Origin of the sequence: Pseudomonas soli (assembly GCF_021283165.2) — a bacterium.
GTDB classification, from domain to species: Bacteria; Pseudomonadota; Gammaproteobacteria; order Pseudomonadales; family Pseudomonadaceae; genus Aquipseudomonas; species Aquipseudomonas soli.
Window position 1 is genome coordinate 2,068,445 of record NZ_CP128543.1, and the last position, 25,370, is coordinate 2,093,814.

Annotated in this window: 20 protein-coding genes, 1 tRNA gene and 1 pseudogene; 13 read left to right on the forward strand and 9 right to left on the reverse strand. The window is 63.6% G+C overall.

Annotation, left to right across the window (positions count from 1 at the left end; all coding sequences use genetic code 11):
• The first annotated feature begins 24 nt into the window (after positions 1 to 24).
• From LU688_RS09645 to mqo, 4 genes and pseudogenes are all read left to right on the forward strand, one after another.
• Complete coding sequence (locus LU688_RS09645; protein ID WP_094010562.1) at positions 25 to 1,788, forward strand: ABC transporter transmembrane domain-containing protein; 1,764 nt, start codon at positions 25 to 27, stop codon at positions 1,786 to 1,788.
• A gap of 767 nt (positions 1,789 to 2,555) precedes the next feature.
• Positions 2,556 to 2,666 (forward strand): annotated as a pseudogene (locus LU688_RS27930) (hypothetical protein); the annotation flags it as partial.
• A 228-nt stretch (positions 2,667 to 2,894) separates the two neighbouring features.
• Positions 2,895 to 3,599 carry a methyl-accepting chemotaxis protein gene (locus LU688_RS27935; RefSeq protein ID WP_434784947.1) on the forward strand — a complete coding sequence of 235 codons (705 nt, stop codon included), beginning with the start codon at positions 2,895 to 2,897 and terminating at the stop codon, positions 3,597 to 3,599.
• Positions 3,600 to 3,910: 311 nt separating this feature from the next.
• On the forward strand, positions 3,911 to 5,476 hold the full coding sequence (gene mqo, locus LU688_RS09655) for a malate dehydrogenase (quinone) (protein WP_160291364.1): 1,566 nt from the start codon (positions 3,911 to 3,913) through the stop codon (positions 5,474 to 5,476).
• A gap of 97 nt (positions 5,477 to 5,573) precedes the next feature.
• On the opposite strand, the gene LU688_RS09660 is transcribed toward mqo, so the two are convergent.
• Both LU688_RS09660 and LU688_RS09665 read right to left on the reverse strand, forming a co-directional pair.
• Positions 5,574 to 5,650, reverse strand: a tRNA-Pro gene (locus tag LU688_RS09660).
• 82 nt (positions 5,651 to 5,732) lie between these two features.
• Positions 5,733 to 5,954 (reverse strand): YgdI/YgdR family lipoprotein, encoded by a 222-nt coding sequence (locus LU688_RS09665; RefSeq protein ID WP_023632528.1) that lies wholly within the window; start codon positions 5,952 to 5,954, stop codon positions 5,733 to 5,735.
• Between the two features lie 180 nt (positions 5,955 to 6,134).
• Here LU688_RS09665 and moaB point away from each other — a divergent pair, with 180 nt between their 5' ends.
• Together moaB and LU688_RS09675 are read left to right on the forward strand one after the other, a co-directional pair.
• Complete coding sequence (gene moaB / locus LU688_RS09670) at positions 6,135 to 6,674, forward strand: molybdenum cofactor biosynthesis protein B (protein ID WP_038705737.1); 540 nt, start codon at positions 6,135 to 6,137, stop codon at positions 6,672 to 6,674.
• Between the two features lie 16 nt (positions 6,675 to 6,690).
• Entirely contained in the window at positions 6,691 to 7,878 is a 1,188-nt protein-coding gene (locus tag LU688_RS09675) for a molybdopterin molybdotransferase MoeA (RefSeq protein ID WP_094010752.1), read from the forward strand.
• Here LU688_RS09675 and LU688_RS09680 read toward each other — a convergent pair.
• Entirely contained in the window at positions 7,867 to 9,102 is a 1,236-nt protein-coding gene (locus tag LU688_RS09680) for a glycosyltransferase family 4 protein (protein ID WP_104444214.1), read from the reverse strand. The two genes, LU688_RS09675 and LU688_RS09680, sit on opposite strands and share 12 nt — an antisense overlap.
• Positions 9,103 to 9,166: 64 nt before the next feature.
• A complete protein-coding gene (locus LU688_RS09685) occupies positions 9,167 to 10,624 on the reverse strand; it encodes a mannose-1-phosphate guanylyltransferase/mannose-6-phosphate isomerase (RefSeq protein WP_160291363.1) in 1,458 nt (485 codons plus the stop codon).
• A gap of 274 nt (positions 10,625 to 10,898) precedes the next feature.
• Here LU688_RS09685 and yegS point away from each other — a divergent pair, with 274 nt between their 5' ends.
• Positions 10,899 to 11,786, forward strand: a complete 888-nt coding sequence (gene yegS, locus LU688_RS09690; protein ID WP_104444213.1) for a lipid kinase YegS — start codon at positions 10,899 to 10,901, stop codon at positions 11,784 to 11,786.
• Here yegS and LU688_RS09695 read toward each other — a convergent pair.
• The 3 genes from LU688_RS09695 to LU688_RS09705 form a co-directional block, all read right to left on the reverse strand.
• On the reverse strand, positions 11,770 to 12,429 hold the full coding sequence (locus LU688_RS09695) for a response regulator (protein WP_023629954.1): 660 nt from the start codon (positions 12,427 to 12,429) through the stop codon (positions 11,770 to 11,772). The genes yegS and LU688_RS09695 overlap by 17 nt on opposite strands.
• Entirely contained in the window at positions 12,419 to 13,315 is an 897-nt protein-coding gene (locus LU688_RS09700; protein WP_023629955.1) for a sensor histidine kinase, read from the reverse strand. Before LU688_RS09700 ends, LU688_RS09695 begins: the two co-directional genes overlap by 11 nt.
• A 371-nt stretch (positions 13,316 to 13,686) precedes the next feature.
• Complete coding sequence (locus tag LU688_RS09705) at positions 13,687 to 14,184, reverse strand: hypothetical protein (RefSeq protein WP_031314870.1); 498 nt, start codon at positions 14,182 to 14,184, stop codon at positions 13,687 to 13,689.
• Between the two features lie 337 nt (positions 14,185 to 14,521).
• Here LU688_RS09705 and LU688_RS09710 point away from each other — a divergent pair, with 337 nt between their 5' ends.
• Both LU688_RS09710 and LU688_RS09715 read left to right on the forward strand, forming a co-directional pair.
• Positions 14,522 to 15,457 (forward strand): chemotaxis protein CheV, encoded by a 936-nt coding sequence (locus LU688_RS09710; protein WP_104444212.1) that lies wholly within the window; start codon positions 14,522 to 14,524, stop codon positions 15,455 to 15,457.
• 55 nt (positions 15,458 to 15,512) lie between these two features.
• Positions 15,513 to 16,316, forward strand: a complete 804-nt coding sequence (locus LU688_RS09715; RefSeq protein WP_038705741.1) for an MOSC domain-containing protein — start codon at positions 15,513 to 15,515, stop codon at positions 16,314 to 16,316.
• Between the two features lie 75 nt (positions 16,317 to 16,391).
• Here LU688_RS09715 and LU688_RS09720 read toward each other — a convergent pair whose 3' ends face one another.
• Positions 16,392 to 18,320: a transglycosylase SLT domain-containing protein gene (locus LU688_RS09720; protein ID WP_038705742.1), complete on the reverse strand. Its 1,929-nt coding sequence runs from the start codon at positions 18,318 to 18,320 to the stop codon at positions 16,392 to 16,394.
• 206 nt (positions 18,321 to 18,526) lie between these two features.
• Between LU688_RS09720 and LU688_RS09725 the strand changes: the two genes are divergently transcribed.
• Positions 18,527 to 20,458 (forward strand): ATP-binding cassette domain-containing protein, encoded by a 1,932-nt coding sequence (locus tag LU688_RS09725; protein ID WP_038707471.1) that lies wholly within the window; start codon positions 18,527 to 18,529, stop codon positions 20,456 to 20,458.
• Positions 20,459 to 20,539: 81 nt separating this feature from the next.
• On the opposite strand, the gene LU688_RS09730 is transcribed toward LU688_RS09725, so the two are convergent.
• On the reverse strand, positions 20,540 to 20,983 hold the full coding sequence (locus tag LU688_RS09730) for a universal stress protein (RefSeq protein WP_023631394.1): 444 nt from the start codon (positions 20,981 to 20,983) through the stop codon (positions 20,540 to 20,542).
• A 110-nt stretch (positions 20,984 to 21,093) separates the two neighbouring features.
• On the opposite strand from LU688_RS09730, the gene LU688_RS09735 reads away from it, so the two are divergent.
• The 3 genes from LU688_RS09735 to fadA all read left to right on the forward strand — a co-directional run bounded on the left by LU688_RS09735 (position 21,094) and on the right by fadA (position 25,360).
• On the forward strand, positions 21,094 to 21,531 hold the full coding sequence (locus LU688_RS09735; protein ID WP_038705743.1) for a hypothetical protein: 438 nt from the start codon (positions 21,094 to 21,096) through the stop codon (positions 21,529 to 21,531).
• A 475-nt stretch (positions 21,532 to 22,006) separates the two neighbouring features.
• Positions 22,007 to 24,154: a fatty acid oxidation complex subunit alpha FadB gene (fadB, locus tag LU688_RS09740; RefSeq protein ID WP_038705744.1), complete on the forward strand. Its 2,148-nt coding sequence runs from the start codon at positions 22,007 to 22,009 to the stop codon at positions 24,152 to 24,154.
• Between the two features lie 30 nt (positions 24,155 to 24,184).
• Positions 24,185 to 25,360 carry an acetyl-CoA C-acyltransferase FadA gene (gene fadA / locus LU688_RS09745; RefSeq protein WP_023629457.1) on the forward strand — a complete coding sequence of 392 codons (1,176 nt, stop codon included), beginning with the start codon at positions 24,185 to 24,187 and terminating at the stop codon, positions 25,358 to 25,360.
• The last annotated feature ends 10 nt before the right edge of the window (positions 25,361 to 25,370 follow it).

Sequence of the window (25,370 nt, forward strand, 5' to 3'; positions counted from 1 at the left end):
ATCCCCCAGCCGAATGGCCTTGCCATGCCTGATCCAATCTCTTCTCGCCAGCGCCGGGCCCTGCACCTGGGCTGGCAGTTCGTCCGGCCCTACCGCCGCCAGGCGCTGCTGGCCTTGCTGGCGCTGGTGGTCACCGCCGCCATTACCTTGTCCATGGGGCAGGGCATCCGTCTGCTGGTCGACCAGGGCTTCATGACCGGCTCGGCGCACCAGCTCAACCAGACCATCGGCCTCTTCATGCTGCTGGTGGTGGCGCTGGCGGTGGGGACCTTCGCCCGTTTCTACCTGGTGTCGTGGATCGGCGAGCGCTGCGTGGCCGATATCCGCCGGGCAGTGTTCGACCACCTGGTCTGGCTGCATCCGGGGTTCTTCGAGGACAACCGTAGTTCGGAGATCCAGTCGCGGCTGACTGCCGACACCACTCTGCTGCAGTCCGTCATCGGCTCGTCGCTGTCGCTGTTCCTGCGCAATGCGCTGATGGTGGTCGGCGGGGTGATCCTGCTGTTCGTCACTAACCCCAAGCTGACCAGCATCGTGGTGCTGGCCCTGCCCCTGGTGCTGGCGCCGATCCTCCTGTTCGGCCGGCGCGTGCGCAGCCTGTCGCGGCAGAGCCAGGACCGGGTGGCCGATGTGGGCAGCTATGTCGCCGAGACCCTTGGCCAGATCAAGACGGTGCAGGCCTACAACCACCAGGCGCGTGACCAGGCACTGTTCGGTGACACCGTGGAGGCGGCGTTCGACGTGGCGCGGCGGCGTATCGCTCAGCGTGCCTGGCTGATTACCCTGGTGATCGTGCTGGTGCTTGGCGCAGTGGGGGTAATGCTCTGGGTGGGTGGCACGGATGTGATCGCTGGGCGCATCTCGGGTGGCGAGCTCGCCGCGTTCGTGTTCTACAGCCTGATCGTCGGCAGCGCCTTCGGCACCCTGAGCGAGGTGATCGGCGAATTGCAACGGGCCGCCGGTGCCGCCGAGCGCATCGCCGAGCTGCTGGCGGCGCAGACGGCGATCCTGGCGCCGTCACAGCCGGTGGGGTTGGCGCACGGGCGTACCAGTGGCGACATCGAACTGCGCGAGGTGCGCTTCGCCTACCCGTCACGGCCCGCAGTGGCGGCCGTCGACGGCCTCAGCCTGCATATCCGCCCCGGCGAGACTTTGGCGCTGGTCGGCCCGTCGGGGGCTGGCAAGTCGACCCTGTTCGACCTGCTGCTGCGGTTCTACGACCCGCAAGGTGGCGCGATTTTGCTCGATGGCCAGCCGATCACCGGGCTGGCACCTGTCGACCTGCGTCGCCAGTTTGCCCTGGTAGCCCAGCAGCCGGCGCTGTTTCGCGGCACGGTCGAGGCCAATATCCGCTACGGTCGGCCCGAGGCCAGCCTGGCCGAGGTCGAGGCGGCTGCGCGCGGTGCCCATGCCCATGAATTCATCATCCAGCTGCCCCAGGGCTACCAGACACCCTTGGGCGAGGGTGGCGTGGGCTTGTCCGGTGGTCAGCGCCAGCGCCTGGCGATCGCCCGGGCGCTGCTGGTGGATGCGCCGATTCTGCTGCTGGATGAAGCCACCAGCGCGCTGGACGCACAAAGCGAGTATCTGATCCAGCAGGCATTGCCACAACTGATGGCCGGGCGCACCACTCTGGTCATCGCCCACCGCCTGGCGACGGTGCAGCATGCCGACCGTATCGCGGTGATCGACAAAGGCCGACTGGCGGCCGTCGGGACCCATCGACAACTGATCGAGCAAAGCCCACTCTACGCCCGCCTGGCAGCACTGCAATTCAACTCGGGCTGAGTGTCTTGCTGTCGCTGTTCTGTAACAAATCTGTAGCAATTGCCTGAGACTATCTGCCTCGGCTGTTGCGCAGGTGCTTGCCCTGGTTGCCATCCCACGATGGCGGCGTTGATGGGGCAGCGAACGAGGACAAGGAGGCCTCTGTCGGCGGTGCCGGCGTGCGTCGTTTCCCTCTTCCTTGTTCCGAGATCGCAATCTTGCGTAAATCCCTCAGAGTCCAAATTCTCTCCCTGCTCGGTGGCAGCCTGGTGGCGATCCTGTTGATCGCCCTGGTGTGCTTCCAGTTCCTGTCCTCCAGTGTGCGCGGCTACGCCGAGCTGGTGGACGGACCGTTGCGTGCCTCGCAGCTGATCGACGAAGCCAACCTGCAGTTCAAGATCCAGGTGCAGGAATGGAAGAACGTGCTGCTGCGTGGTCGCCAACCGGCGGAGCTGGACAAGTACTGGCAGCAGTTCCAGGCCCGCGAGCAGCAGGTGCAGCAATTGCTGGGGCAATTGATCGACAGCAGCGATCCGGCGCTCAAGGCGCGCCTGGAGCAGCTCAAGGCCAGCCACCGCCAGCTGGGTTCGGCCTACGAGCAAGGGCGCCAGGCATTCCTGGCTGCCGGTGGCGACCCGGTGGCCGGCGACCTGGCGGTCAAGGGCGTGGACCGCGCCACCAGCGACCAGATGAGTGCTCTGGTGGAGCAACTGCGCGCCGATGCCCACGGGCGTGCCGACGCCATCAGCGCCAGCGCCGAGCGAACGGTGTGGTTGGGCGTTCTGGTGATGCTGGCCTCGGCCGTGCTGGTCGGGCTGTTCAGCCTGTGGTTGGTCAACCGCAGCCTGGTCGAGCCAATCCGCCAGTTGATCGACTACGTCGCCCAGCTCAGCCAGGGGCGTTTCGCCGCCCGGGTCGACAGCCGTCGCGAGGATGAACTCGGGCGCCTGGCGCTGGCGGCCAACACCCTGCGTGATTTTCTTGCCGACACCGTCGGTCGGCTCAAGGACAACGCCGAGGAGCTGGAGAGCGCCAGCGGCCAGCTCAGCCGTATCGCCAGCGACATGGCCCATGGCACCCATGATCAGTTCCAGCGTACCGACCAGGTCGCCACGGCCATGCACGAGATGTCCGCCACCGCCCAGGAAGTGGCCCGCCATGCCGCCGATGCCGCCCGCGCGGCGGACGAGGCCGACCACAGTGCCCAGGCGGGCGAGCAGGTCATGCAGCGCACCATCGACACCATTGCCGTGGTCAACCGCGAGATCGCCGGCACCGCAGCGGTGATTCGCCACCTGGAAAACGACAGCACGCGCATCGGCAAGGTGCTTGAAGTGATTCGCGGCATCGCCGAACAGACCAACCTGCTGGCGCTTAACGCCGCCATCGAGGCCGCCCGTGCTGGCGAGGCCGGGCGGGGTTTCGCGGTAGTAGCCGACGAGGTACGCAGCCTGGCCCAGCGCACCGCGGCATCGATCGCCGAGATCCACCAGATCATCGAGGCGGTGCAGTCGGGTGCGGTGGAGGCGGTAAAGGCTATCGAAAGTGGCCGGCAGCGCAGCGAGGAGGGCGCCGAGCAGGTGCAGCACGCCGGGCAGATGCTGCAGCGCATCACCACGGCAGTTGAAGCGATACGCGACATGAACCGGCAGATCGCTACCGCAGCCGAGGAGCAGACCAGCGTCGCCGAGGATATCTCGCGCAACCTGGTCGAGATCACCCGCATCGCCACCGCCAACCAGGAGGCGGTGCAGCAAACCGAGCAGGCCGGACAGCGCCTGCATGGACTGTCGGGTCAGTTGGGCGAAGTGACTTCTCGATTGACCGCTTGAATCGCCATTGCGGTGCGCCGATGCGACTTGCACCGCGATGCTTTTGAGGGTGGGGAAATCCGCCATATTCGCATGTCGCATCAGTTACCTGTGGCGGATTGTCGCCATCCATTGGTTGGCCGAGGACGCTGTGGGCGGCGTCAGCCGTGGCCCCGCCCGGGCTGGCACACTCCCTGCTTTACGGCGCCCCGGGCCAAGGCCCGAGGCGATCGTGCCCCGATTTCGCGAAACTCCTGCCAACCACAACAACAACCGGGCGTGCACACCGGGGGCAACGACTGCCAATCCTTCACTTCAATTGGATTGAGCTAATGAAAAGAATCCTGCTGACGCTCCTGTGCCTGAGCGTCATCGGCTGCTCCAAGCCCGCGGAGCCACAAAAGTCCGTCGATGTCCTGCTGATCGGCGGCGGCATCATGAGTGCAAGCCTCGGCACCTACCTCACCGAACTGGAACCGAATTGGAAAGTCGACGTCTACGAGCGCATGGACCAGGTCGCCGAAGAGAGTTCCAATGCCTGGAACAATGCCGGTACCGGCCACTCGGCGTTCTGTGAGCTGAATTACACCAGCGTCGGCAAGGACGGCAGCATCGACATCAGCAAGGCGGTCAATGTCAACGAACAGTTCGAGGTGTCCAAGCAGTTCTGGGCCTACCAGGTCGAGCAGGGCGTGCTGAGCAACCCGCGTTCGTTCATCAACAACGTGGCGCACATGAGCTTCGTCTGGGGTGACGAGAACGTCGCCTTCCTGCACAAGCGCGTCGAGGCCTTGCAACACAGCTCACTGTTCCGCGGCATGGAGATCACCGAGGACCACGAGCAGATCCGCCAGTGGGTGCCGCTGGTGATGGAAGGCCGTGACCCCGGGCAGAAGGTGGCCGCGACCCGGATGGGCATCGGTACCGACGTGAACTTCGGCGAGATCACCCGCCAGCTGTTCGCCGCCATGACCCGCAACTCGAACGTGCAACTGCACCTGAGCCATGAAGTGCGCGATATCGTGCGCAACGACGACGGCAGCTGGAACGTGGTGGTGGCCGACCTGGCCAAAGGTGGCAAGGAGACTGCGGTCAAAGCCAAGTTCGTCTTCATCGGCGCCGGTGGCGGCGCGCTCAAGCTGTTGCAGAAGTCCGGCATCCCGGAGGCCGAGAGCTATGCCGGCTTCCCGGTCGGTGGCCAGTTCCTGATGACCGACAATGCCGACCTGGTCGCCCGCCACAAGGCCAAGCTGTACGGCAAGGCCTCGGTCGGCGCGCCGCCGATGTCGGTGCCGCATCTGGACACCCGGGTGATCGATGGCAAGGAGGTGCTGTTGTTCGGCCCGTTCGCGACCTTCTCCACCAAGTACCTCAAGTACGGCTCGTTGCTGGACATGTTCAGTTCGCTGACCACCCACAACATCAGCCCGATGATGCATGCCGGCATCGACAACATCGACCTGAGCACCTACCTGATGGGCCAGCTGATGCTCAGCTTCGACGACCGCATGGCGGCCCTGCGCGAATACTTCCCCAACGCCAAGAACGAAGACTGGCAACTGCTCCAGGCCGGCCAGCGCGTGCAGGTGATCAAGAAGGATCCCGAGCACGGTGGCGTGCTGCAGTTCGGTACCGAAGTGGTGGCCGCCGAGGATGGCAGCATCGCCGCGCTGCTGGGTGCGTCCCCCGGTGCCTCGACCGCCGCGCCGATCATGCTGACCGTGCTGGAGAAGACCTTCAAGGATCGGATCAAGAGCGCCGAGTGGCAGGCCAAGCTCAAGGAAATCGTGCCGACCTACGGCCAGAAGCTGAACAACGACCTTGAGTTGACCAACAAGACCCGCGAATGGAGCAGTGCGCGCTTGCAGCTGCTGCATGTGCCGGTGTTGCCGGAGTAAGCGCACAAGCGTGGGAGTAGGCTGGCCTGCTCCCACCGGTGATTTGCCTTTTCGCAGGCAACAAAAAACCCGCGCAAGGCGGGTTTTTTGCAGGTTTTGGTCGGAGAGACAGGATTCGAACCTGCGGCCTTCTCGTCCCGAACGAGACGCGCTACCTGGCTGCGCTACACTCCGATGTCCGAAATCCTACTGCATCGATTTTTTCAACGCAACCCCTTGTTGCAAAAAGGAGTTGCGCCAAAAACGCAGGGCTGGATCACAGCTCCTTGACGGTACGGATCTGGTCTTTGTTGATGCGCGTGCGCTTGCCGTCGAGCTGTTCGAATTCGTAGAAGCCGGAGTCGTCGTCATACGACGGGGTGTCCACCGCCTGGATCTCGCGGCCGTCGTTCAGGGTGATGACGGTTGGCGAGGCGCAGCCGGCGAGGGCGCCCAGGCCCAGGGCAAGCAGGAAGGCGGGAAGGGTCCGTTGGATCATCGTGTTTCTCCAGTGCGATGGTGCTAGATGTCATTAAGACGCAGGGCGTCCACGCAAGTTCCTTGCACAGTGCAGCATAGCGCCATCGCACCGGCATTGACCAAGAACAACGTCGCGGTCTGGGCGCCGTGGCCTGTGATATAACAGCGCACATTCCCTGTTCCCCCGCGACGGACTCCCATGAAAGCCAAGGCAGATACCCCTTTCGTAGCGCTGAATATCGCCGTGCTGACGGTCAGCGACACCCGTACCTTCGATACCGACACCTCCGGCCAGCTGTTCGTCGATCGCCTCGGCGCCGCTGGCCATCACCTGGCCGAGCGCGTGCTGCTCAAGGACGATCTGTACAAGATCCGCGCCCAGGTCGCGACCTGGATCGCCGATGATAATGTGCAGGTGGTGCTGATCACCGGCGGCACTGGCTTTACCGGGCGCGACAGCACCCCGGAGGCCGTGGCGTGCCTGCTGGACAAGCAGGTCGAGGGTTTTGGCGAGCTGTTCCGGCAGATCTCGGTGGCCGACATCGGCACCTCCACCGTGCAGTCCCGTGCCCTGGCAGGCCTTGCCAACGGCACCCTGGTCTGCTGCCTGCCGGGCTCGACCAATGCCGTGCGCACCGGTTGGGACGGCATCCTCGCCGAGCAGCTGGATGCCCGTCACCGGCCGTGCAACTTCGTGCCGCACCTGAAGCAGGCAGCGGCCTGTGACAGCCGTGGTTGAGGTGGCCCGGCCGTTGATGCCGGTGGAAGAGGCCTTGGAGCGGCTGCTGGCGCTGGCCGAGAAGGCGCCCATCGCCGAGACCGAACACCTCGCGCTGGCCGAAGCCGAAGGGCGGGTCCTGGCCCATGAACTGGTGGCCGGCCTCGACCTTCCGCCGTGGCCCAACAGTGCCATGGACGGCTACGCCCTGCGCCTGGCCGACTGGCAGGGCGAGCCGCTGCGGGTGACCCAGCGCATCTTCGCAGGGCATGCGCCGGAGCCGCTGGAGCCGGGCACCTGCGCGCGAATCTTCACCGGCGCGCCACTACCGGAAGGCGCCGATTGCGTCGAGATGCAGGAAAACACCGAGGTGCTCGCGGATGGGCGAGTGCGCTTCCTCGAAAGCCTGTCACTGGCCCAGAACGTTCGCCCCAAGGGCCAGGAAACCCGTGTCGGCGAACAGGTCATGAGCGCCGGCACGCGGTTGGGGCCGATCGAGCTCGGGCTGGCCGCGACCCTGGGCTACGGTACACTTGAAGTGCGCCGCCAACCACGGGTCGCGGTGCTTTCAACCGGCGATGAACTGGTCGAGCCGGGTTTGCCACTGGGGCCTGGGCAGATCTACAACAGCAACCGGCGCTTGCTGGTCAGCTGGCTGCAACGCCTCGGCTGCGAGGTGGTCGACGCCGGGATCCTGCCCGATGATCTTGCGCGCACCCGTCAGTCCCTGGCCGAGTTGGGGAGCGTCGACCTGATCCTCTCCACTGGCGGTGTGTCGGTGGGCGAGGCAGATTTTCTTGGCCTGGCCCTGCGCGAAGCGGGCGAGCTGGCGCTGTGGAAGCTGGCGATCAAACCAGGCAAGCCGCTGACCTTCGGCCATTACCAAGGGGTGCCGGTTATCGGCTTGCCGGGCAACCCAGCCTCGACGTTGGTGACCTTCGGCCTGCTGGCGCGGCCCTACCTGCTCCGCCGGCTGGGCGTGGGCAACGTCGCGCCCTTGCGGTTCAGCGTGCCGGCGGGCTTCGACTGGCCCAAGGCCGGATCCCGCCGCGAGTACCTGCGCGCGCGCATCGAGGACGGTCTTGTACGCATCTACAAGAACCAGAGTTCTGGTGTGCTGCGTAGCGCGGCCTGGGCCGACGGGGTGGTGGAGGTGCTGGAGGGCAGCACGCCCAGGCAGGGCGATGCGGTAACGTTCATCCCGTTCAGTGAGCTACTTGGCTAGCACACCGCCGTTGGCGCCTGCGCCTGCCGGTGCCAACTGGGTCAGGCGCATGTGCACGTTCTCCAACTGCTGGGCGGCGACGCTCCAGTCATGACGTTGACGGGCAAACTGACGCCCGGCGACGCTTAGCTGGCCCATGCGCCAAGGCTGATTGAGCAGTTGGGTGATCAACAGAGCCAGTTGGCCGCTGTCGTCGCTACCCAGGTAGTGCTCGCCGTTGTTCATGGCCAAACCCGAGGCGCCCTTGCTGGTGGTGATGACCGGTAGCCCGGCAGCCAGGGCCTCAAGGATCTTCACCTTGGAGCCTCCAGCATGGCGCAGGGGGGCGAAGAACAGCGCCGAGCGGCGCTGCAGCTCACGCAGGTCGGGACGGTAACCTACCCACTCGATGCGTGGGTCGTTCCAGTGCAGCTTCCAGCTGGCCGGCAATGCGTGCCCGGCAATGGCCAGGCGTACCGCCGGGTTGCTCATCCATACCTGGGGCAGGATTTCTTCCAGCGCCCACTCGATCGCTTCCAGGTTGGCGCCGTACTCGAAGTTGCCGACAAACAGCAGGCGTTGGCTATGTGGGGTAGGACATACGTCCTGGTAGTGGTCGCAGTCCACGCCATTGACCACCACATTTACCGGGCGGCCGCTGATCTGGCCGATCAGTTCGGCATCGTGAGCGCTGACCGCCACCACCTCGCTGGGTTGGCGCAGTACCCGTTGTTCCCAGCGCCGATAGCGCCAGCGGTCGAAGGCGTTCAGCGGACGCAACCACAACGGCAGGCGGTCATGGCAGGCGGCACCCATCACCGACTCCAGGTAATGCTCACTGAGCATGTACGGCAGGCCCCTGGCCTGCAGGGCCCTCTCGAACGGCTGGAAGCTGTAGCTGTGCTCGATCTGGATCACATCCCAGGGTTCGTCCAGCAGTTGTTCGAACTGGTGTCGCAGACAAGGCGCCAAACCATTGATGATGACCCGCATGGGGTAGTCGATTATGGGTGAGGCGAACAGGTTCATTGGGCTGTTCAGTGCTCGCCTGGGCAGTACGATCAGGCGTTCCACCAAGGGTTCCAGGGCTTCACGCGCGCTATCGCTCAAGGGGATCTTGGACTGCACCAGCAAGGTGATCCGGTGGCCATGCTGCGCCAGGGTGCGCAGCAGGTGGTACTGCCGGGTCTTGCTGCCACTGGTGGTGGGCCAGGGCAGGTAGGGCAGGGTCCAGAGTATGCGCATGAGCCTGAATCCTCGCGGTTGGCCGGTTGCCGGCCCTGGATGGCAAAAACGCGCCCTCTGGCAGTCAGGCAGGTGCTGCCGCCGCCGGGGCGCGTCCATAGATATCAGTAAAGCGTACGATGTCGTCTTCGCCCAGGTATTCGCCGCTTTGTACCTCGATCATCACCAGGTCGATGACACCGGGGTTGGTCAGGCGGTGGCTGCGCCCAGGCTTGATGAAGGTGGATTCGTTGGTGTCGAGCAAGAACTCCTCCTCGCCATTGGTCACGCAGGCCATGCCGCTGACGACGATCCAGTGCTCGCTGCGATGATGGTGCATCTGCAGTGACAGCGATTCACCCGGGCGCACCATGATGCGCTTGATCTTGAACCGCGGGCCCTCCTCGAGCACGGTGTACAGGCCCCAGGGGCGGGTTACGGTGCGGTGCAGTCGGTAGGCGTCATGGCCCTGATGCTTGAGCTGCTGGGCAATCACCTTGACTTCCTGGCTGCGCGCGGCATCGGCGATCAGCAGTGCGTCGGGGGTATCGATGACGATCAGATTGTCCAAGCCGACCGCGCCGACCAGGCGTCGTGGCGAGTCGATGTAGCAGTTGCTGACATCATGCAGTACGGTTTCACCGTTGCAATGGTTGCCCTGGTCATCGGTCGGGCGCAGTTCACGCACCGCCTCCCAGCAGCCGATGTCGCTCCAGCCGATGTCACATGGCACCACCGCCACCTGGGCGGATTGTTCCATCAGGGCGTAGTCGATGGAGATGTCGGGTGTCAGGGCGAAGCATTCGGGATCGAGTTCCACTTGCAGGCCGGACGGTCCCTCCTTGACCTGGCTGTGTTCCAGGCAGCGGGTCACGCTGTGCAGGACTTCGGGGGCATGCGTCTGCAGTTCCTGCAGTACGGTGCCGACGCGCAGGCAGAACATGCCGGCATTCCACAGGTGTCGGCCACCTTCGAGGTAGCCCTGGGCGGTCTCGGCGTCAGGCTTTTCAACGAAGCGGGCGACCCGAAAAGCGCCGGCTGCCAGCGTCTGGCCTTGTTCGATATAGCCGAAGCCGGTTTCGGCGCGGGTCGGCAACAGGCCGAAGGTGGCCAGCCAGCCTTGCCCGGCGAGCGCCATGGCCTGGCACACAGCGGCTTGGAAAGCCTCCTGGTCCTGGATCAGGTGGTCGGCAGGCATTACCAGCAGCAGGCAATCCTCGCCGTACTGTTCGGCGCAGTGCAGCGCTGCAGCAGCGATGGCGGGGGCGGTGTTACGGCCCATTGGCTCGAGAATGAAATCGTGGGCTACGCGTTGGGTGCCAACCTGGCGATATTCGTCCTGGGTGCGGAATACCACCTCACGGTTGGTCACCGTGAGCACGCGCTCGACCCCAGGCAGGTTGCTGGCGCGGTTGAAGGTCTTCTGCAGCAGGCTCATGCCGTCGGGAAGACGCATGAACGGCTTGGGCATCGCTTCGCGCGAGACCGGCCACAATCGGGTGCCGGCGCCGCCAGCGATGATGCAAGGGATCAGAACGCTCATAGTCACAGCCTCGAATCGGGGCGCTGCGGGGCAGCGCAATGCAAGGAAATCACGACCTGTCAGGCGTCTGGCGGCGCAAAGTCAATAAAATGACTTTTTTGGGCGGCATCTTCCATGAAGGCCAAATATTTGTCGAATGATGCGCCTGTCGCGAGCGGCTTTCAATGGCAATTACGGGAAACGGCGGTTTTTGGACGGGGCATGCAGCAATCCGTGTGCGTTCATGGTCGAGATTGCAGTAGGGCATTTCTGTGCATTTTTCCGGGAGGGCAACATGAGCGAGCGCAAGGCATTGCTGATCCTGCATGGCAAGCAGGCCACCAACGAGGACGTGCGGGCCGCGGTGGGCCAGCTGCGGGAGCGTGGCTGGGAGTTGGATGTGCGCCTGACCTGGGAGGGCGGTGATGCCCAGCGCCTGGTCGGGGAAGCACTGGCGGAGGGCTATGCTCACGTGGTGGCCGGCGGCGGGGATGGCACATTGCGCGACGTGGCCGAAGCCATGGGGCTGGCGGCCACCCAGGCCAGCCTGGCGCTGTTGCCGTTGGGTACGGCCAACGACTTCGCCAAGGCGGCGGGAGTCCCCCTTGAACCGCAAGCGGCCCTGGACCTACTGGAGGTGCCGGCGCGTGCGATCGACTTGGGGCGGGTGGGCGACCAGCTTTTCCTGAACATGGCGACCGGTGGATTCGGCACCCAGGTCACCGCCAATACCTCCGAAGACCTGAAGAAAGTGCTGGGTGCTGCGGCCTACCTGTTCACCGGGCTGTCGCGTTTCAGTGAGCTGCAGGCGGCCTCGGTGGAGCTGCAGGGGCCTGGGTTCCAGTGGCAGGGGGAGTTGCTGGCGCTGGGGATCGGCAACGGTCGCCAGGCCGGTGGCGGGCACGTATTGTGCCCCGAGGCCAGTGTGGATGATGGCCTGCTGGACGTCGGTATCCTGCCGGCGCCGCAGGAAATGGCTGGAGCCCTGCGCGAGCTGCTGGCTGGTGAGGGGTTGTTTGTGCGCGCCCGTTTGCCGTGGGTGGAGATCAAGGGCGCCCAAGGGCTGGACATGAACCTCGACGGTGAGCCCCTGCAAGCGGCAAGCTTGCGTTTTGAAGCGCTGCCAGGGGCGTTGCGTGTGCACTTGCCCAAGGATTCACCGTTGCTCAGTCATCCAGGCTGATGATTTTTTCGCGCACTGCGAACAGCACCAGGCCTGCTACGTCGTAGATCTGCAAGCGCTTCATGATCTGCGAACGGTGGGTTTCCACGGTCTTTATCGACAGGCCCAGACCGCTTGCGATCTCCCGGGTCGATTTGCCGCGCACGATCAAGCGCAGGATCTCCAGCTGACGCGCGGTCAGGTTGTGGCCGTCGTTGCTCGGCTGGCGGCCGTTCTGGGCGCGCAGCAGCGCCTGGTTGATCACGGTGTGGGCGATGGCCGGACTGAGGTAGCGTTCGTCGTTGCGCAGGGCAGTCAGCGCCTGTTCCAGTTCGGTGGCTGTGGTGTCCTTGAGCAGGTAGCCATGGGCGCCGCTTTCCAGTGCGCGCATGATCAGTTCCGGGTCGGTGTGCATCGACAGGATCAGGACTTTGCAGGTGCAACCGTTTGCGCGTAGCTGCGTTAGCGCGTCCAGGCCACTGGTCGAGCGCATGGAAATATCCAGCAGGACAATGTCCGGCGCCAGGCGCAAGACCTGCTCAAGGAGTTGTCCGCCGTCATCGGCTTCGCCGATCACGGTATAGCCGGGAATGTCCGATACCAATGCCCTGACACCAGCGCGAATCAGGGAGTGGTCGTCCACCAGCAAGAGATTACAGGTCATCGGTAGCAGGAGTCCTGGCGCGTTCTTGGTTGCGGGGTGGCCATGGGAAAAGTGCGTCGATCCGGGTGCCCTGGCCAGGTTGGCTGGTGATGGTGAGACTGCCCTGCAGTGCTGTCACCCGTTCCTGCATGCCAGCCATGCCGCGCAGGCCGCTCTGCGCGGGGGCCTGCGCTGGTATGAAACCGCCGCCGTCATCTTGGATCGACAGGGCCAGACCTGCCGAGGTGCGCTGCAGGCGGACCACCAGGTTGCGAGCATGTGCGTGGCGGAGCATGTTGGTGACCGCTTCCTGAGTGATGCGAAAAGCCGCCATGGTGACTTCCTCGCTGATGCCGCCCAGGCGTTGGTGGCATTCAAGGCTCCAGTGCACCTCGGTGTTTTCAAGGGTCCGTAGCAGGTGCGCGCGCAGGCTCGCCTCCAGCCCCAGGCTGGCCAACTGGCGCGGGTTGAGGATTGTGGAAACATCGCGCACGTTGCTCAAGGTCAGGTCCAGCGTGCTGCGCAGGGCGGTGCACTGCTCTTGCAGTTCGGGCGGTACCCGGCGTTGCAACCAGTCAACCTGGAGCTTGGCTGCGGTCAAGAGTTGGCCAATGTCGTCGTGCAGTTCGCGGCTCAGTCTCTGGCGCTCGCTTTCCTGAACCTTGAGCATGCGTGTGGCCAGCTCGGCGGGGCGCAGGCTGATCGAGCGCGCCCAGTGGCGCAGGTGCCAACCTATGCCGATCATCGCCAGTAACTGGAGCAGTAGCAGGCTGGCCGACAGGGGGAGGGTGCGCAGGTACGCCACCAGGTTCGCTCCCAGGGAAGTAACGCACAGCAGGGCAGTCGTCCAGCGGAGCAGGGCAGCTCTGGGGCGGCAATGCTGGAGAAACTTCAAGCGTGGAGGCATAGGTACGGAAGCCACTGTGTTATAGCGGTTAGGGGCGTTGCACACGTCTGAAAGAGGTATTACCGCCCACCTTCGTCCAAGTTCAGGTGCGGATCCAATCACCGATAACCTGGGCGCGCATGTTCGAATGCGCGCATGTTATCACTTTGGTTGAATTTGGTCGCGGGGGATAACTGCTTGAAACCTCGTATTTTCCGGGCTGTGGCGGACCTGGCGGACAAGGGCTTGGCTAGCAGAGTGCCATTATTAAATTATGTTTCCATCGTACATTGAGTAACTAACGATTCACGCTGATGAAAACATTTGAAAAAACTTGTGCGCACTTTGCCAAGTTCATTTCAGGGCGAGTTAGTTGTAGCTCGAAAGCTCGGTTAGTGCGCTCGGGTGGGCGCACTGAGGTCCTGATCCAGATGGGGATGAGCGCAGGGCGCGCCGGTCTGTCGGCAATCCGTGCACAGCTGCGTGGACGGCTGCCCCAAGGCGGTGGCCAGCTCGCTTAATAGCAGTTGTTGTTCCTCGGTGTCCATGTCCAGCTGGCCGGTCTGCGGATCGAGCAGCTCCAATTGCCAGTCGAGCAGGGTCAGGCAAGCGGCGAGCACTGGCAGGCTGTCGCCGCTCAGATGCTGCTGGGCACATGCGGGCGCGAGCAGCTGTTGCAAGGTGAACGCATAGTGAGCCACCTCGTGCAGGTCAAGGGTATCGGCGCGCCGGGCCAGGGTGTCGAGTGCCGCGTTGAGGCTCTGGCAGGCATCAGGATCGTTGCTGATCAACTCCAGGTGCTGCAGGCATTCCTGGGACCTGGCCAGCAGGACCTGTGCATCCTGCAGAAAGGCCGCCACGGCGGTGGTGTGCAGTGGAGTGCTATCCATCATGGCTCCCCACCCTCGGGGATTGCCGTACCAAGATGATCGCTCGCAAAAGCCTGACTCCGTTCATGCAGTGAGAATGGCGTCACATTAATGGCTAATGGATATTGCGAACATCAGGTTGCACCCGATTGCCACTAAGGGTTTCCCTGATGAGGTTTCAGGCTGATCGTTCGTTGCGAACGACGGAGGTGGCAGGATGTGGCAGCAGTAAAGCATGATGGTAAAGTGATATCAATCACCCCGCATGGCTTTTTCCATCAGGGGTCAAGCTGTGCCCTTGTCCGCCGATACAGGGGGATGCATTCACTTTTTCCCGACTCACGCCTGGGGGCTTCCAATGGCTGGCATTCTCGACACGGTAGACCAACGCACGCAACTGGTGGGTGAGAACCGCCTGGAAATCCTCATGTTCCGGCTGGCTGGCCGGCAGTTGTTCGCCATCAACGTGTTCAAGGTCCAGGAGGTGCTGCAACTGCCCAAGCTGACCCTCATGCCGCAGCGCCATTCCTTCGTCTGTGGCGTGGTCAACCTGCGCGGCCAGACGCTGCCGGTGATTGACCTGTCCCAGGCGATCGGCATGCGCCCGCTGCAGCCGGGGCCGAACAGTACCATCATCGTCACCGAGTACAACCGCTCGGTGCAGGCGTTCCTGGTGGGGGGTGTGGATCGTATCGTCAACATGAACTGGGAAGCCATCATGCCGCCGCCGGCCAGTGCTGGCCGCCAGCACTACCTCACGGCAATCACCAAGGTCGACGAGCAGTTGGTCGAGGTCATCGATGTGGAGAAAGTGCTGGCCGAAATCGTGCCCTACAACGCCAAGGTCTCCCGCGACAAACTCGAAGATCCGGTGCTGGCCCGCGCCCGCGGTCGCGAGGTGCTGCTGGTGGACGACTCCACCGTGGCCTTGGCGCAATTGCGCGATACCCTTTCGCAACTGGGAGTGAAGCTGCACGTGGCCAGCGACGGTCTGAAGGCGCTGCGCCTGCTCAAGGGCTGGGCCGATGCCGGGGAGGATGTCTGCGAGAAGCTGCTGATGGTCTTCACCGACGCCGAGATGCCCGAGATGGATGGTTACCGGCTGACCACCGAAATCCGTAACGATCCGCGCCTGCGGGGTCTCTATGTGGTGCTGCACACATCGCTGTCGGGTAGCTTCAACGAGTCCATGGTCAAGAAGGTCGGTTGCGACAACTTCCTTTCCAAGTTCCAACCCGATCGCCTGGTGGATGTGGTGCGTCAACGCCTGAGCCTGGACAAAGCCACGGTGTAACGACGGCACCGGTCCGGTATAAGCTTGGTGTTTCGACTGGCGCAAGGTGGCAGGGATGTTTCTCAGTGCATTGTATCGGTACCCGGTAAAATCGGCTCGGGCCCAGTGCCTGCAGGCGTCCGCTGTCGGCAACTTGGGCCTGGACGGTGACCGGCGCTGGCTGGTGGTGGAGCAGGAAAACGGCCGCTTCCTGACCCAGCGCGCCTGGCCCCGGCTGGGGCAGGTTGGCGCCAGTTACGGCGAGCAGGGTCAACTGCTGCTTCAGACGCCGGGGCAGACGCCCTTGGAGGTGCCGGTACCGCCCGCCGACGAGGCCCTGCGCGGTATCACCATCTGGCGCGACACCTTGCGCGTGCCCGATGCTGGCGATGCCGCCGCGGCCTGGCTCAGCGAGCTTCTGGGCAAGGCGGTAAGGCTGGTGTACTGCCCCGAGCAGCGGGCCCGCTACTTGCCCAGCGGCTACGGCCTCAACAGTGACCGGGCAGCCTTTCCCGATGGTTTTCCACTGCTGCTGATCGGCCAGGCCTCGCTGGATGAGTTGAGCCGTCGGGTGGGGCGCCCCATGGACATGCTGCGGTTTCGCCCGAACCTAGTGGTCGAGGGGGCCGAGGCCTTTGCCGAGGACTGCTGGAAGCGCATCCGTATTGGCGACATGACCTTCCGCGTGCTCAAGCCGAGCGTGCGCTGCATCCTCACCACCCTCGATCCTGCCACAGGCGAACGCAGCCCGGACCGTGAGCCGTTGACCACGCTCAAGACGTTCCGCGAGAAGGAAGGCGATGTGCTGTTTGGCCAGAACCTGGCGGTGGATGGCGAGGGAGAGCTTAAGGTGGGGATGGCGGTTGAGGTCCTCGAGTAGCGCCATCGCGGGGCAAGTCGCATCGGCGCACCGCCGCTCCCACGTTAGCGTGGGAGCGGGGTGATGGCATTCCGATCACATATCGTCGAAATACCGCTCATGCCAATCCACCAGCGGCTGCGGTGAATTGAGCTTCTGCCCGTAGATGACCGAATACGACAGCACGTTCTGCACGTATTGGCGCGTCTCGTCGAACGGAATCGATTCGACCCACACATCGAAGCTCAGGTGCTTGGCGCCCTTGAGCCATTGGCGTACACGCCCGGGACCGGCGTTATAGGCGGCCGAGGCGAGCACGCGGTTACCGTTGAACTGGCTGTGTACCTGGCTCAGGTAGGCGGCGCCAAGCTGGATGTTCTTGTCCGGATTGAACACCTGCGCCGGCGAAGCCAGCGGGATGCTGAACTTGCGTGCGGTTTCCTTGGCGGTGCCCGGCATCAACTGCATCAAGCCGCTGGCACCGACACTGGAGCGGGCGTCTTCCATGAAGGCGCTCTCCTGGCGGGTGATGGCGAACACCCAGCTCGAATGCAGGCCGCGAACCTTGGCCTCGCGTACCAGGGTGTCGCGGTGGGCCATGGGGAAGCGAATGTCCAGGTCGTCCCAGTACTGGGCCTGGCTGATGGTGCGGATGGCTGGGAAGTACCAGCGCATGTCGTAGGCCAGCCGGGCTTGGGCGACCATTTCGTCACGGTTGAAGTGGCGGCTGACGTGATACCACTCGCGGCGCCCTTCGACGATCTGGCCACGGGCGTGGAACTCCAGTGCACGACGGATGCCAGGGGTGTTGCGGACTTTGTTGGTCACCGCCTGGCTCAGTGCCAGCGGCTTGTTGTTCAGCTGATAGGGCGTTTGTGCCCGGTCGGCGGCGAGGAAACCGTAGAAGTCGCGCTCGCGTGCGACGTTCTTGTACAGCAGCGGGACCTGGGGATTGTTGGGCTGGGCCAGCTCCAGGCTGCGCGCCTGCCAGTACTTCCAGCGGTTGCTGCTGGCCAGGTCCTGGGGCAGGCGCCTGGTCAGTTCGTAGGCTTCTTCCCAGCGCCCAAGGCGCAGCAGCAGGCGCAGGCGCCATTCGCTGACGGTGTTGTCGCGCAGTTCCGGGTCGTAGCGGGTCATCAGGTCCAGGGCGCGCGGGTCGTAGCGGCGGGCCAGGGTCAGGCCAATCTCGCGGGCGATGGCGACTTTCTCGTCACGGGAGAAGTGCATGCGCTGGGCATAGTCGTCGAGCAGCGCCATGGCTTGCTCCGGGTTCTGTCGGGCCAGGCGGCGAAGGCCAAGGCTGACCACATCGGACATCGCCTCGTTGACGGGTGTGAAGCGCGAAGGCTGGTTGAGTAGCTCAGGTTTCTGCGCCACGTCCAGCAGGAGTTTGCCCTGGGGGGCGAGCGTTGTGAGGGTTTTTACCAGGTTGTTGGCCAGGCCGTAATTGCGTGCCTGTGCCGCAAGCTTGGCGCGCTGCCAGCGCTTGGCCTCGGTCAACTGACCTTCGGCGGCCCACATGGCGAACAGGGTGTCGCAGGCTGTGGGCTGGGACTTGCCGACGTTCCACAGTTTTTCCGCGCTGGCGAAGCCTTCGGCGCGCAGGCCATGGGAGAGCTGATACTGGCCGTTGAGACAATCCAGTTCGGTGAAGTTGAGCTTGGGGTCGTAGTAGCGGGTGAAGGTGTTCCATTCACCGCGCTCGGCCAGCCAGCGCAACCAGCGCAGTTTCATCCAGTTGGCCTGGGGCAGGTCGCCGTGGGCCTTGAGGAAGCCCTCAATCTCTTCGTTGCTGGCGCTCTTGAGGCGCGCAGTCAGCTCGTCGTAGGTGAGGTAAGGCGTGAGCGGGTAATCGCGCAGCGCCTGCGCATAGCGCAGGTAGGGGCCCTTGTCGCCCTTGGCCAGGGCGCGCTTGGCCTCGTCGTAGTATTGACGTTGCTGGGTGATGTCGGCGGCCTGTGCGACGCTCGCGGCGAGGGTGGTCAGCAACAGGCAGGAAGCAATTTGTAACAGGCGGCTGCGCATGATACGTCCGGGCAGTGGAACCATGGAAAGTGACGGCGGAGCCAGCACTGTTGAGTATTACTGCTTAGCTTAGCCGTTTGCCGGTGGCCGGCGAAAGCGCTGTGCTTGTATCGAGTTGTTATCCGACGCCCTGTCGCGGCAACGGGCTTTTGATGCCCTGAAGGGGTAAGTCAGGTAGAATGCGCGCCCGGTTTTTGGAGATGATCATGACCCTGCTCAAATTCAGCGATGTGTCCCTCGCGTTCGGCGCCATGCCGCTGTTGGACAAAGTGTCCTGGCAGATCGCCCGTGGCGAGCGGGTGTGCATCATCGGCCGCAACGGCACGGGCAAGTCGAGCATGCTGCGCCTGGTCAAGGGCGAGCAGAAGGGCGATGACGGTGATATCTGGCGCGCCCCGGGCCTGAAGATTGGCGAGCTGCCGCAAGAGCTGCCGGTGGCCGACGAGCGTAGCGTATTCGATGTGGTAGCCGCTGGCCTTGACGGCGTCGGCGAGTTGCTGGCGCAGTTCCATCATCTGAGCCAGAACATCCACGGTGACGAGGATCTCGAAAAGCTCATGCACGTCCAGCATGAGCTCGAAGCCCGTGACGGCTGGCGCCTGCAGCAGGTGGTGGAAAGCACCCTGAGCCGCCTGCAGTTGCCGGCCGACAAGACCCTGGCCGAGCTCTCCGGCGGCTGGCGCCGGCGCGTGCTGCTGGCCCAGGCGCTGGTGTCCGAGCCCGACCTGCTGCTGCTGGACGAACCGACCAACCACCTGGACATCGGCGCCATCGCCTGGCTGGAAGAGGCCCTGAAAGGTTTCGGCGGCGCGGTGTTGTTCATCACCCACGACCGTTCCTTCCTGCAGAACCTGGCCACGCGGATCCTCGAGCTGGACCGTGGCGGGCTGATCGACTGGAACGGCGACTACGCCAGCTTCCTGGTGCACAAGGAGGCCGAGCTGGCAGCCGAGGCCACTGCCAACGCGCTGTTCGACAAGCGCCTGGCCCAGGAAGAAGTGTGGATCCGCCAGGGCATCAAGGCCCGACGCACCCGCAACGAAGGCCGCGTGCGCGCGCTCAAGGCGCTGCGCGTGGAGCGTGGTGAGCGCCGCGAACGCCAGGGCAAGGCCAATATCCAGATCGAAGTGGCGGACAAGTCCGGCAAGCAGGTGATGGTGCTGGAGGACGTCAGCTTCGCCCACCAGAATGGGCCGAAGCTGGTCAAGGATTTCTCCATGGTGCTGCAGCGCCAGGACCGTATCGGCTTGCTGGGTGCCAACGGCACCGGCAAGACGACCCTGCTCAAGCTGATGCTCGGCGACCTGGAACCCACCAGTGGCAAGGTCGAGCGCGGCACCAAGCTGGAAGTGGCCTACTTCGACCAGATGCGCCATCAGCTGGACCTGGAAAAGACCGTCATCGACAACCTGGCCGAAGGCCGCGATTTCATCGAGATCGACGGCCAGAACCGTCATGTGCTGAGTTACCTCGGCGATTTCCTGTTCAGCCCGCAGCGTGCGCGCACGCCGGTCAAGGCGCTGTCCGGGGGCGAGCGCGCGCGCCTGCTGCTGGCCAAGCTGTTCAGCAAACCGGCCAACCTGCTGGTGCTGGACGAACCGACCAACGACCTCGACGTCGAGACCCTCGAGTTGCTCGAAGAGGTGCTGTCCAACTACAAAGGCACGGTGCTGATGGTCAGCCACGACCGGGCCTTCCTCGACAACGTGGTGACCAGCACCCTGGTGTTCGAAGGTGAAGGGCGCGTGCGCGAGTACGTCGGCGGCTACGAGGACTGGATTCGCCAGGGTGGTTCGCCGAAGCTGCTCGGCGTGACCGAAAGCAAGGGCGGCAAGTCCGAGCTCAACAGCGCCGTGGTGCAGGCGCCGGTGGAGGAGGTGGCGCCTGTTGTTGCCGCTGCGCCTGCGGCCGATGCCAGCAAGAAGAAGCTCAGCTACAAGCTGCAGCGTGAGCTGGAGATGCTGCCGGGGCAGATCGATGCGCTGGAGCAGCGAATGGCCGAGGCGCAGGAAGAAGTGAGTGCGGCGGGCTTCTATCAGCGGCCGATTGCCGAGACTGCGGCGGTGCTGGCCAAGATCGAGAAGCTGCAGGGCGAGCTGGACGTGCTGGTGGAACGCTGGGCCGAGCTGGAAGGCTGAAGCCATCGCGGGGCAAGCCCGCTCCCACGCAGCCCTGTTTGACGGACTTTGTGGGAGCGGGGTTGCCCCGCGATGAAAGTATTACTCGGCCTTCTTCTGCAACCGCACCGCCAATACATCGCACGGCGCGCCGTGCAGCACGTCGTTGGCGGTGGAACCCAGCAGCAGGGCCAGACCGTGGCGGCCATGGCTGCCGACCACGATCAGGTCGCAATGCTGGTCCTTGGCTAGCTGGTGGATCTCCTGGCGCGGCTGGCCGTAGACCAGGTGCGAATCGCCGCGATTGATATCCGGGTACTTGTTGTACAGGCGCTCCATGCGTTCCTTGGCCTGGTCGAATTGTTGCTGCTGCAATTGCGACAGGTCCATCGGCACGTCGCCGCCGAAGGCCATGGCCATGGGCTCGACGATGTGCACCAGGGAGACCTTGGCACCGCTGGCCAGGGCGATGGCCTTGGCTCGCTTGATCACCGGGTCGCATTCTTCGGTCAGGTCGACAGCGACCAGAAGATGTTCATAGGACATGTGCAGTACTCCTGACAATCGCGATAGTAGAAGTATGGTCGCTTTCGCGCGGATCTTCCGTGAAACCTGACTAACCCGCTCATTTGCAACGCTTTATAAGGTCTACAGATATGACGGTATGGCTGGTGGTGTCAATCCTTGCGCTGATTCTCAGCCCGTTGGCCTGGTTGCGCCCTTCGCGCAAACAGAGCGAGCAGATGAGCCTGCGCCTGGAGGGGCGGCGCATGGGGCTGGCCATGCAGTTGGCGCCGCAACAGTGGCCGCACTGGCTGGAAAACGAACCGCCCAGCCCTTGTCCGCAGTACCATCGGGCGCGGCGCAAGGGGCGCGCGGACAGCTGGTGCTACTGGCAGATCACCCCGGGCGTGTGGTGGAACCAGTGGCGCGAGCCCTGCGAGGATCAGCGCCTGGCCGAGGCATTCGCCCGCCTCCCGGCAACGGTCTACAAGGTCGAGGCCGACAGTCGCATGATTGCTCTGTACTGGAGCGAGCGGGGCGATAAATCTGTTTTGCAGGATATTGCCCAAGTCCTCCAAACCCTCGCCTGAAATCGCAGAAGGCAAAACGGCGCACCGGAGCAAGCATGCTCCGGTGCGCCGTTTTGCGTTTGAGCGTGAAGCAAAAGGCCAGGCAGGCCGGAAATACTTTCAATCAGGCGCAGTGTAGCCGTCCTGGGTGGATGCGTTTAAAAAAAAGCACGTGTGCCGGCAGGGATGGTCTATCGCTGACATGAATGAAGGGCAATCACTGTCATCATGTTTCGTACCCAGAGGGTAGAAGATGACTGGAAAGTCGCGTTTTCACGGCCTTCGCGAGTATTTGACAACGCGGTTCTTTTCGGGGAATGTGTGCACACCCAAGTCAAACGGGCGTATGAATTGAGCGTTTGTATGTCAGACGGCTCTTACAGAATCCCGATTAGCGCGTCGACGGGTGTGCCTGGGGCGAGGGACCGGTAGAACCGGCTCTTGTTGCCAGCGATCGACGTGTACTGTTCAGCTTCCATATCGTGGAGATCAGTTGATGATTTACGAAGGTAAAGCCATCACGGTTAAGGCTCTTGAAAGCGGCATCGTCGAACTGAAGTTCGACCTCAAGGGTGAGTCCGTCAACAAGTTCAACCGTCTCACTCTGAACGAGCTGCGTCAGGCCGTGGACGTGATCAAGGCCGATGCCTCGGTCAAGGGCGTGATCGTCAGCAGTGGCAAGGACGTGTTCATCGTCGGCGCCGACATCACCGAGTTCGTCGACAACTTCAAGCTGCCCGAGGCCGAACTGGTCGCCGGCAACCTGGAAGCCAATCGCATTTTCAGTGACTTCGAAGACCTGCAGGTGCCGACCGTGGTCGCCATCAACGGCATCGCCCTGGGTGGCGGCCTGGAGATGTGCCTGGCCGCAGACTACCGGGTCATGTCCAGCAGTGCCAAGATCGGCCTGCCTGAAGTCAAGCTGGGTATCTACCCAGGCTTTGGCGGCACCGTGCGCCTGCCGCGCCTGATCGGCTCGGACAACGCCATCGAGTGGATTGCGTCCGGCAAGGAAAACCGCGCCGAGGACGCCCTGAAAGTCGGCGCCGTCGATGCCGTGGTCGCCCCCGAGCTGCTGCAGGCCGGAGCCCTGGACCTGGTCAAGCGCGCCATCAGCGGTGAGCTGGACTACAAGGCCAAGCGCCAGCCCAAGCTGGAAAAACTCAAGCTCAACGCCATCGAGCAGATGATGGCTTTCGAGACTGCCAAGGGCTTCGTTGCCGGCCAGGCCGGTCCGAACTATCCGGCGCCGGTCGAGGCCATCAAGACCATCCAGAAAGCCGCCAACTTCGGCCGTGACAAGGCTCTGGAAGTCGAGGCCGCAGGCTTCGCCAAGCTGGCCAAGACTTCGGTCGCCGAGAGCCTCATCGGCCTGTTCCTGAACGACCAGGAGCTCAAGCGCAAGGCCAAGGCCCACGACGAGATTGCTCACGACGTGAAACAGGCTGCCGTGCTCGGCGCCGGTATCATGGGTGGCGGCATCGCCTACCAGTCGGCGGTCAAGGGCACCCCGATCCTGATGAAGGATATCCGCGAGGAAGCCATCCAGCTGGGCCTGAACGAGGCCTCCAAGCTGCTCGGCAAGCGTGTCGAGAAGGGTCGCCTGACTCCGGCCAAGATGGCCGAGGCCCTCAACGCCATTCGCCCAACCCTGTCCTACGGTGACTTCGGCAATGTCGACATCATCGTCGAGGCCGTGGTCGAGAACCCGAAGGTCAAGCAAGCCGTGTTGGCCGAGGTGGAAGGCCAGGTGAAAGAGGATGCGATCCTCGCCTCCAACACCTCGACCATCTCCATCAACCTGCTGGCCAAGGCGCTCAAGCGTCCGGAAAACTTCGTCGGCATGCACTTCTTCAACCCGGTGCACATGATGCCGCTGGTGGAAGTCATCCGTGGCGAGAAGTCCAGCGACGTGGCCGTGGCCACCACCGTGGCCTACGCCAAGAAGATGGGCAAGAACCCGATCGTGGTCAACGACTGCCCGGGCTTTTTGGTCAACCGCGTGCTGTTCCCGTACTTCGGCGGCTTCGCCAAGCTGGTCAGCGCTGGCGTCGACTTCGTGCGCATCGACAAGGTGATGGAAAAGTTCGGCTGGCCGATGGGCCCGGCCTACCTGATGGACGTGGTCGGCATCGACACCGGCCACCATGGCCGCGACGTGATGGCCGAAGGCTTCCCGGACCGCATGAAGGACGATCGTCGCTCCGCCGTCGACGCCCTGTACGAAGCCAACCGCCTGGGTCAGAAGAATGGCAAGGGCTTCTACGCCTACGAGACCGACAAGCGCGGCAAGCCGAAGAAAGTCGCCGATGCCAGCGTGCTCGACGTGCTCAAGCCGGTCATCTTCGAGCAGCGTGAAGTCACTGATGAAGACATCATCAACTGGATGATGGTGCCGCTGTGCCTGGAGACCGTGCGCTGCCTGGAAGACGGTATCGTCGCCACCGCCGCCGAGGCCGACATGGGTCTGGTCTACGGCATCGGTTTCCCTCCCTTCCGTGGTGGTGCGCTGCGCTACATCGATTCGATCGGGGTCGCCGAGTTCGTCGCACTGGCCGACAAGTACGCCGACCTGGGGCCGCTGTACCACCCCACTGCGAAGCTGCGCGAAATGGCCAAGAACGGCCAGCGCTTCTTCAACTGAGCGCCCACGAGCTAGAGCGAGAATATTGATATGAGCCTGAATCCAAGAGACGTGGTGATTGTCGACTTCGGTCGCACGCCGATGGGCCGCTCCAAGGGTGGCATGCACCGCAACACCCGTGCCGAAGACATGTCCGCGCACCTGATCAGCAAGCTGCTGGAGCGCAACGACAAGGTCGACCCGAAGGAAGTCGAGGACGTGATCTGGGGCTGCGTCAACCAGACCCTGGAGCAGGGCTGGAACATCGCCCGCATGGCGTCGCTGATGACCCAGATCCCCCACACCTCCGCCGCGCAAACCGTCAGCCGCCTGTGCGGCTCGTCGATGAGCGCGCTGCACACCGCCGCCCAGGCGATCATGACCGGCAACGGTGACGTGTTCGTCATCGGTGGTGTCGAGCACATGGGCCACGTCAGCATGATGCATGGCGTCGACCCCAACCCGCACCTGTCCTTGCACGCTGCCAAGGCTTCCGGGATGATGGGCCTGACCGCCGAGATGCTGGGCAAGATGCACGGCATCACCCGTGAGCAACAGGATCTGTTCGGTGTGCGTTCGCACCAGCTCGCCCACAAGGCGACGGTCGAAGGCAAGTTCAAGGACGAGATCATCCCGATGCAGGGCTACGACGAGAACGGCTTCCTGAAGGTCTTCGACTACGACGAAACCATTCGCCCGGAAACCACCCTCGAAGGCCTGGCGTCGCTCAAGCCGGCGTTCAACCCGAAAGGTGGTACTGTTACCGCGGGCACCTCGTCGCAGATCACCGACGGCGCCTCGTGCATGATCGTCATGTCCGGCCAGCGCGCCATGGACCTGGGGATCCAGCCACTGGCGGTCATCCGTTCGATGGCGGTCGCCGGTGTGGATCCGGCGATCATGGGCTACGGCCCGGTCCCGTCGACGCAGAAAGCCCTCAAGCGCGCTGGTCTGACCATCGCCGACATCGACTTCTTCGAGCTCAACGAAGCTTTCGCCGCACAGGCCCTGCCGGTGCTGAAAGATCTGAAAGTGCTCGACAAGATGAATGAGAAGGTTAACCTGCACGGCGGCGCTATCGCCCTGGGTCACCCGTTCGGTTGCTCGGGGGCGCGGATTTCCGGCACCCTGCTCAACGTCATGAAGCAGAATGGCGGTACCCTGGGCGTCGCCACCATGTGTGTCGGCCTGGGCCAAGGCATCACCACTGTCTTCGAACGCGTCTGATCGCGGCGCA

Excerpts from the sequence above, each read along its gene's own strand:
- LU688_RS09680 (WP_104444214.1), bottom strand. The coding sequence starts at position 9,102 with ATGCGCATACTCTGGACCCTGCCCTACCTGCCCTGGCCCACCACCAGT.
- LU688_RS27935 (WP_434784947.1), top strand. The coding sequence starts at position 2,895 with ATGTCCGCCACCGCCCAGGAAGTGGCCCGCCATGCCGCCGATGCCGCC.
- LU688_RS09725 (WP_038707471.1), top strand. The coding sequence starts at position 18,527 with ATGACCCTGCTCAAATTCAGCGATGTGTCCCTCGCGTTCGGCGCCATG.
- LU688_RS09720 (WP_038705742.1), bottom strand. The coding sequence starts at position 18,320 with ATGCGCAGCCGCCTGTTACAAATTGCTTCCTGCCTGTTGCTGACCACC.
- yegS (WP_104444213.1), top strand. The coding sequence starts at position 10,899 with ATGAGCGAGCGCAAGGCATTGCTGATCCTGCATGGCAAGCAGGCCACC.
- LU688_RS09705 (WP_031314870.1), bottom strand. The coding sequence starts at position 14,184 with ATGGATAGCACTCCACTGCACACCACCGCCGTGGCGGCCTTTCTGCAG.
- LU688_RS09700 (WP_023629955.1), bottom strand. The coding sequence starts at position 13,315 with ATGCCTCCACGCTTGAAGTTTCTCCAGCATTGCCGCCCCAGAGCTGCC.
- LU688_RS09665 (WP_023632528.1), bottom strand. The coding sequence starts at position 5,954 with ATGATCCAACGGACCCTTCCCGCCTTCCTGCTTGCCCTGGGCCTGGGC.
- LU688_RS09685 (WP_160291363.1), bottom strand. The coding sequence starts at position 10,624 with ATGAGCGTTCTGATCCCTTGCATCATCGCTGGCGGCGCCGGCACCCGA.
- LU688_RS09675 (WP_094010752.1), top strand. The coding sequence starts at position 6,691 with ATGCCGGTGGAAGAGGCCTTGGAGCGGCTGCTGGCGCTGGCCGAGAAG.
- LU688_RS09735 (WP_038705743.1), top strand. The coding sequence starts at position 21,094 with ATGACGGTATGGCTGGTGGTGTCAATCCTTGCGCTGATTCTCAGCCCG.
- LU688_RS09730 (WP_023631394.1), bottom strand. The coding sequence starts at position 20,983 with ATGTCCTATGAACATCTTCTGGTCGCTGTCGACCTGACCGAAGAATGC.
- LU688_RS09715 (WP_038705741.1), top strand. The coding sequence starts at position 15,513 with ATGTTTCTCAGTGCATTGTATCGGTACCCGGTAAAATCGGCTCGGGCC.
- LU688_RS09710 (WP_104444212.1), top strand. The coding sequence starts at position 14,522 with ATGGCTGGCATTCTCGACACGGTAGACCAACGCACGCAACTGGTGGGT.
- moaB (WP_038705737.1), top strand. The coding sequence starts at position 6,135 with ATGAAAGCCAAGGCAGATACCCCTTTCGTAGCGCTGAATATCGCCGTG.
- mqo (WP_160291364.1), top strand. The coding sequence starts at position 3,911 with ATGAAAAGAATCCTGCTGACGCTCCTGTGCCTGAGCGTCATCGGCTGC.
- fadA (WP_023629457.1), top strand. The coding sequence starts at position 24,185 with ATGAGCCTGAATCCAAGAGACGTGGTGATTGTCGACTTCGGTCGCACG.
- fadB (WP_038705744.1), top strand. The coding sequence starts at position 22,007 with ATGATTTACGAAGGTAAAGCCATCACGGTTAAGGCTCTTGAAAGCGGC.
- LU688_RS09695 (WP_023629954.1), bottom strand. The coding sequence starts at position 12,429 with ATGACCTGTAATCTCTTGCTGGTGGACGACCACTCCCTGATTCGCGCT.
- LU688_RS09645 (WP_094010562.1), top strand. The coding sequence starts at position 25 with ATGCCTGATCCAATCTCTTCTCGCCAGCGCCGGGCCCTGCACCTGGGC.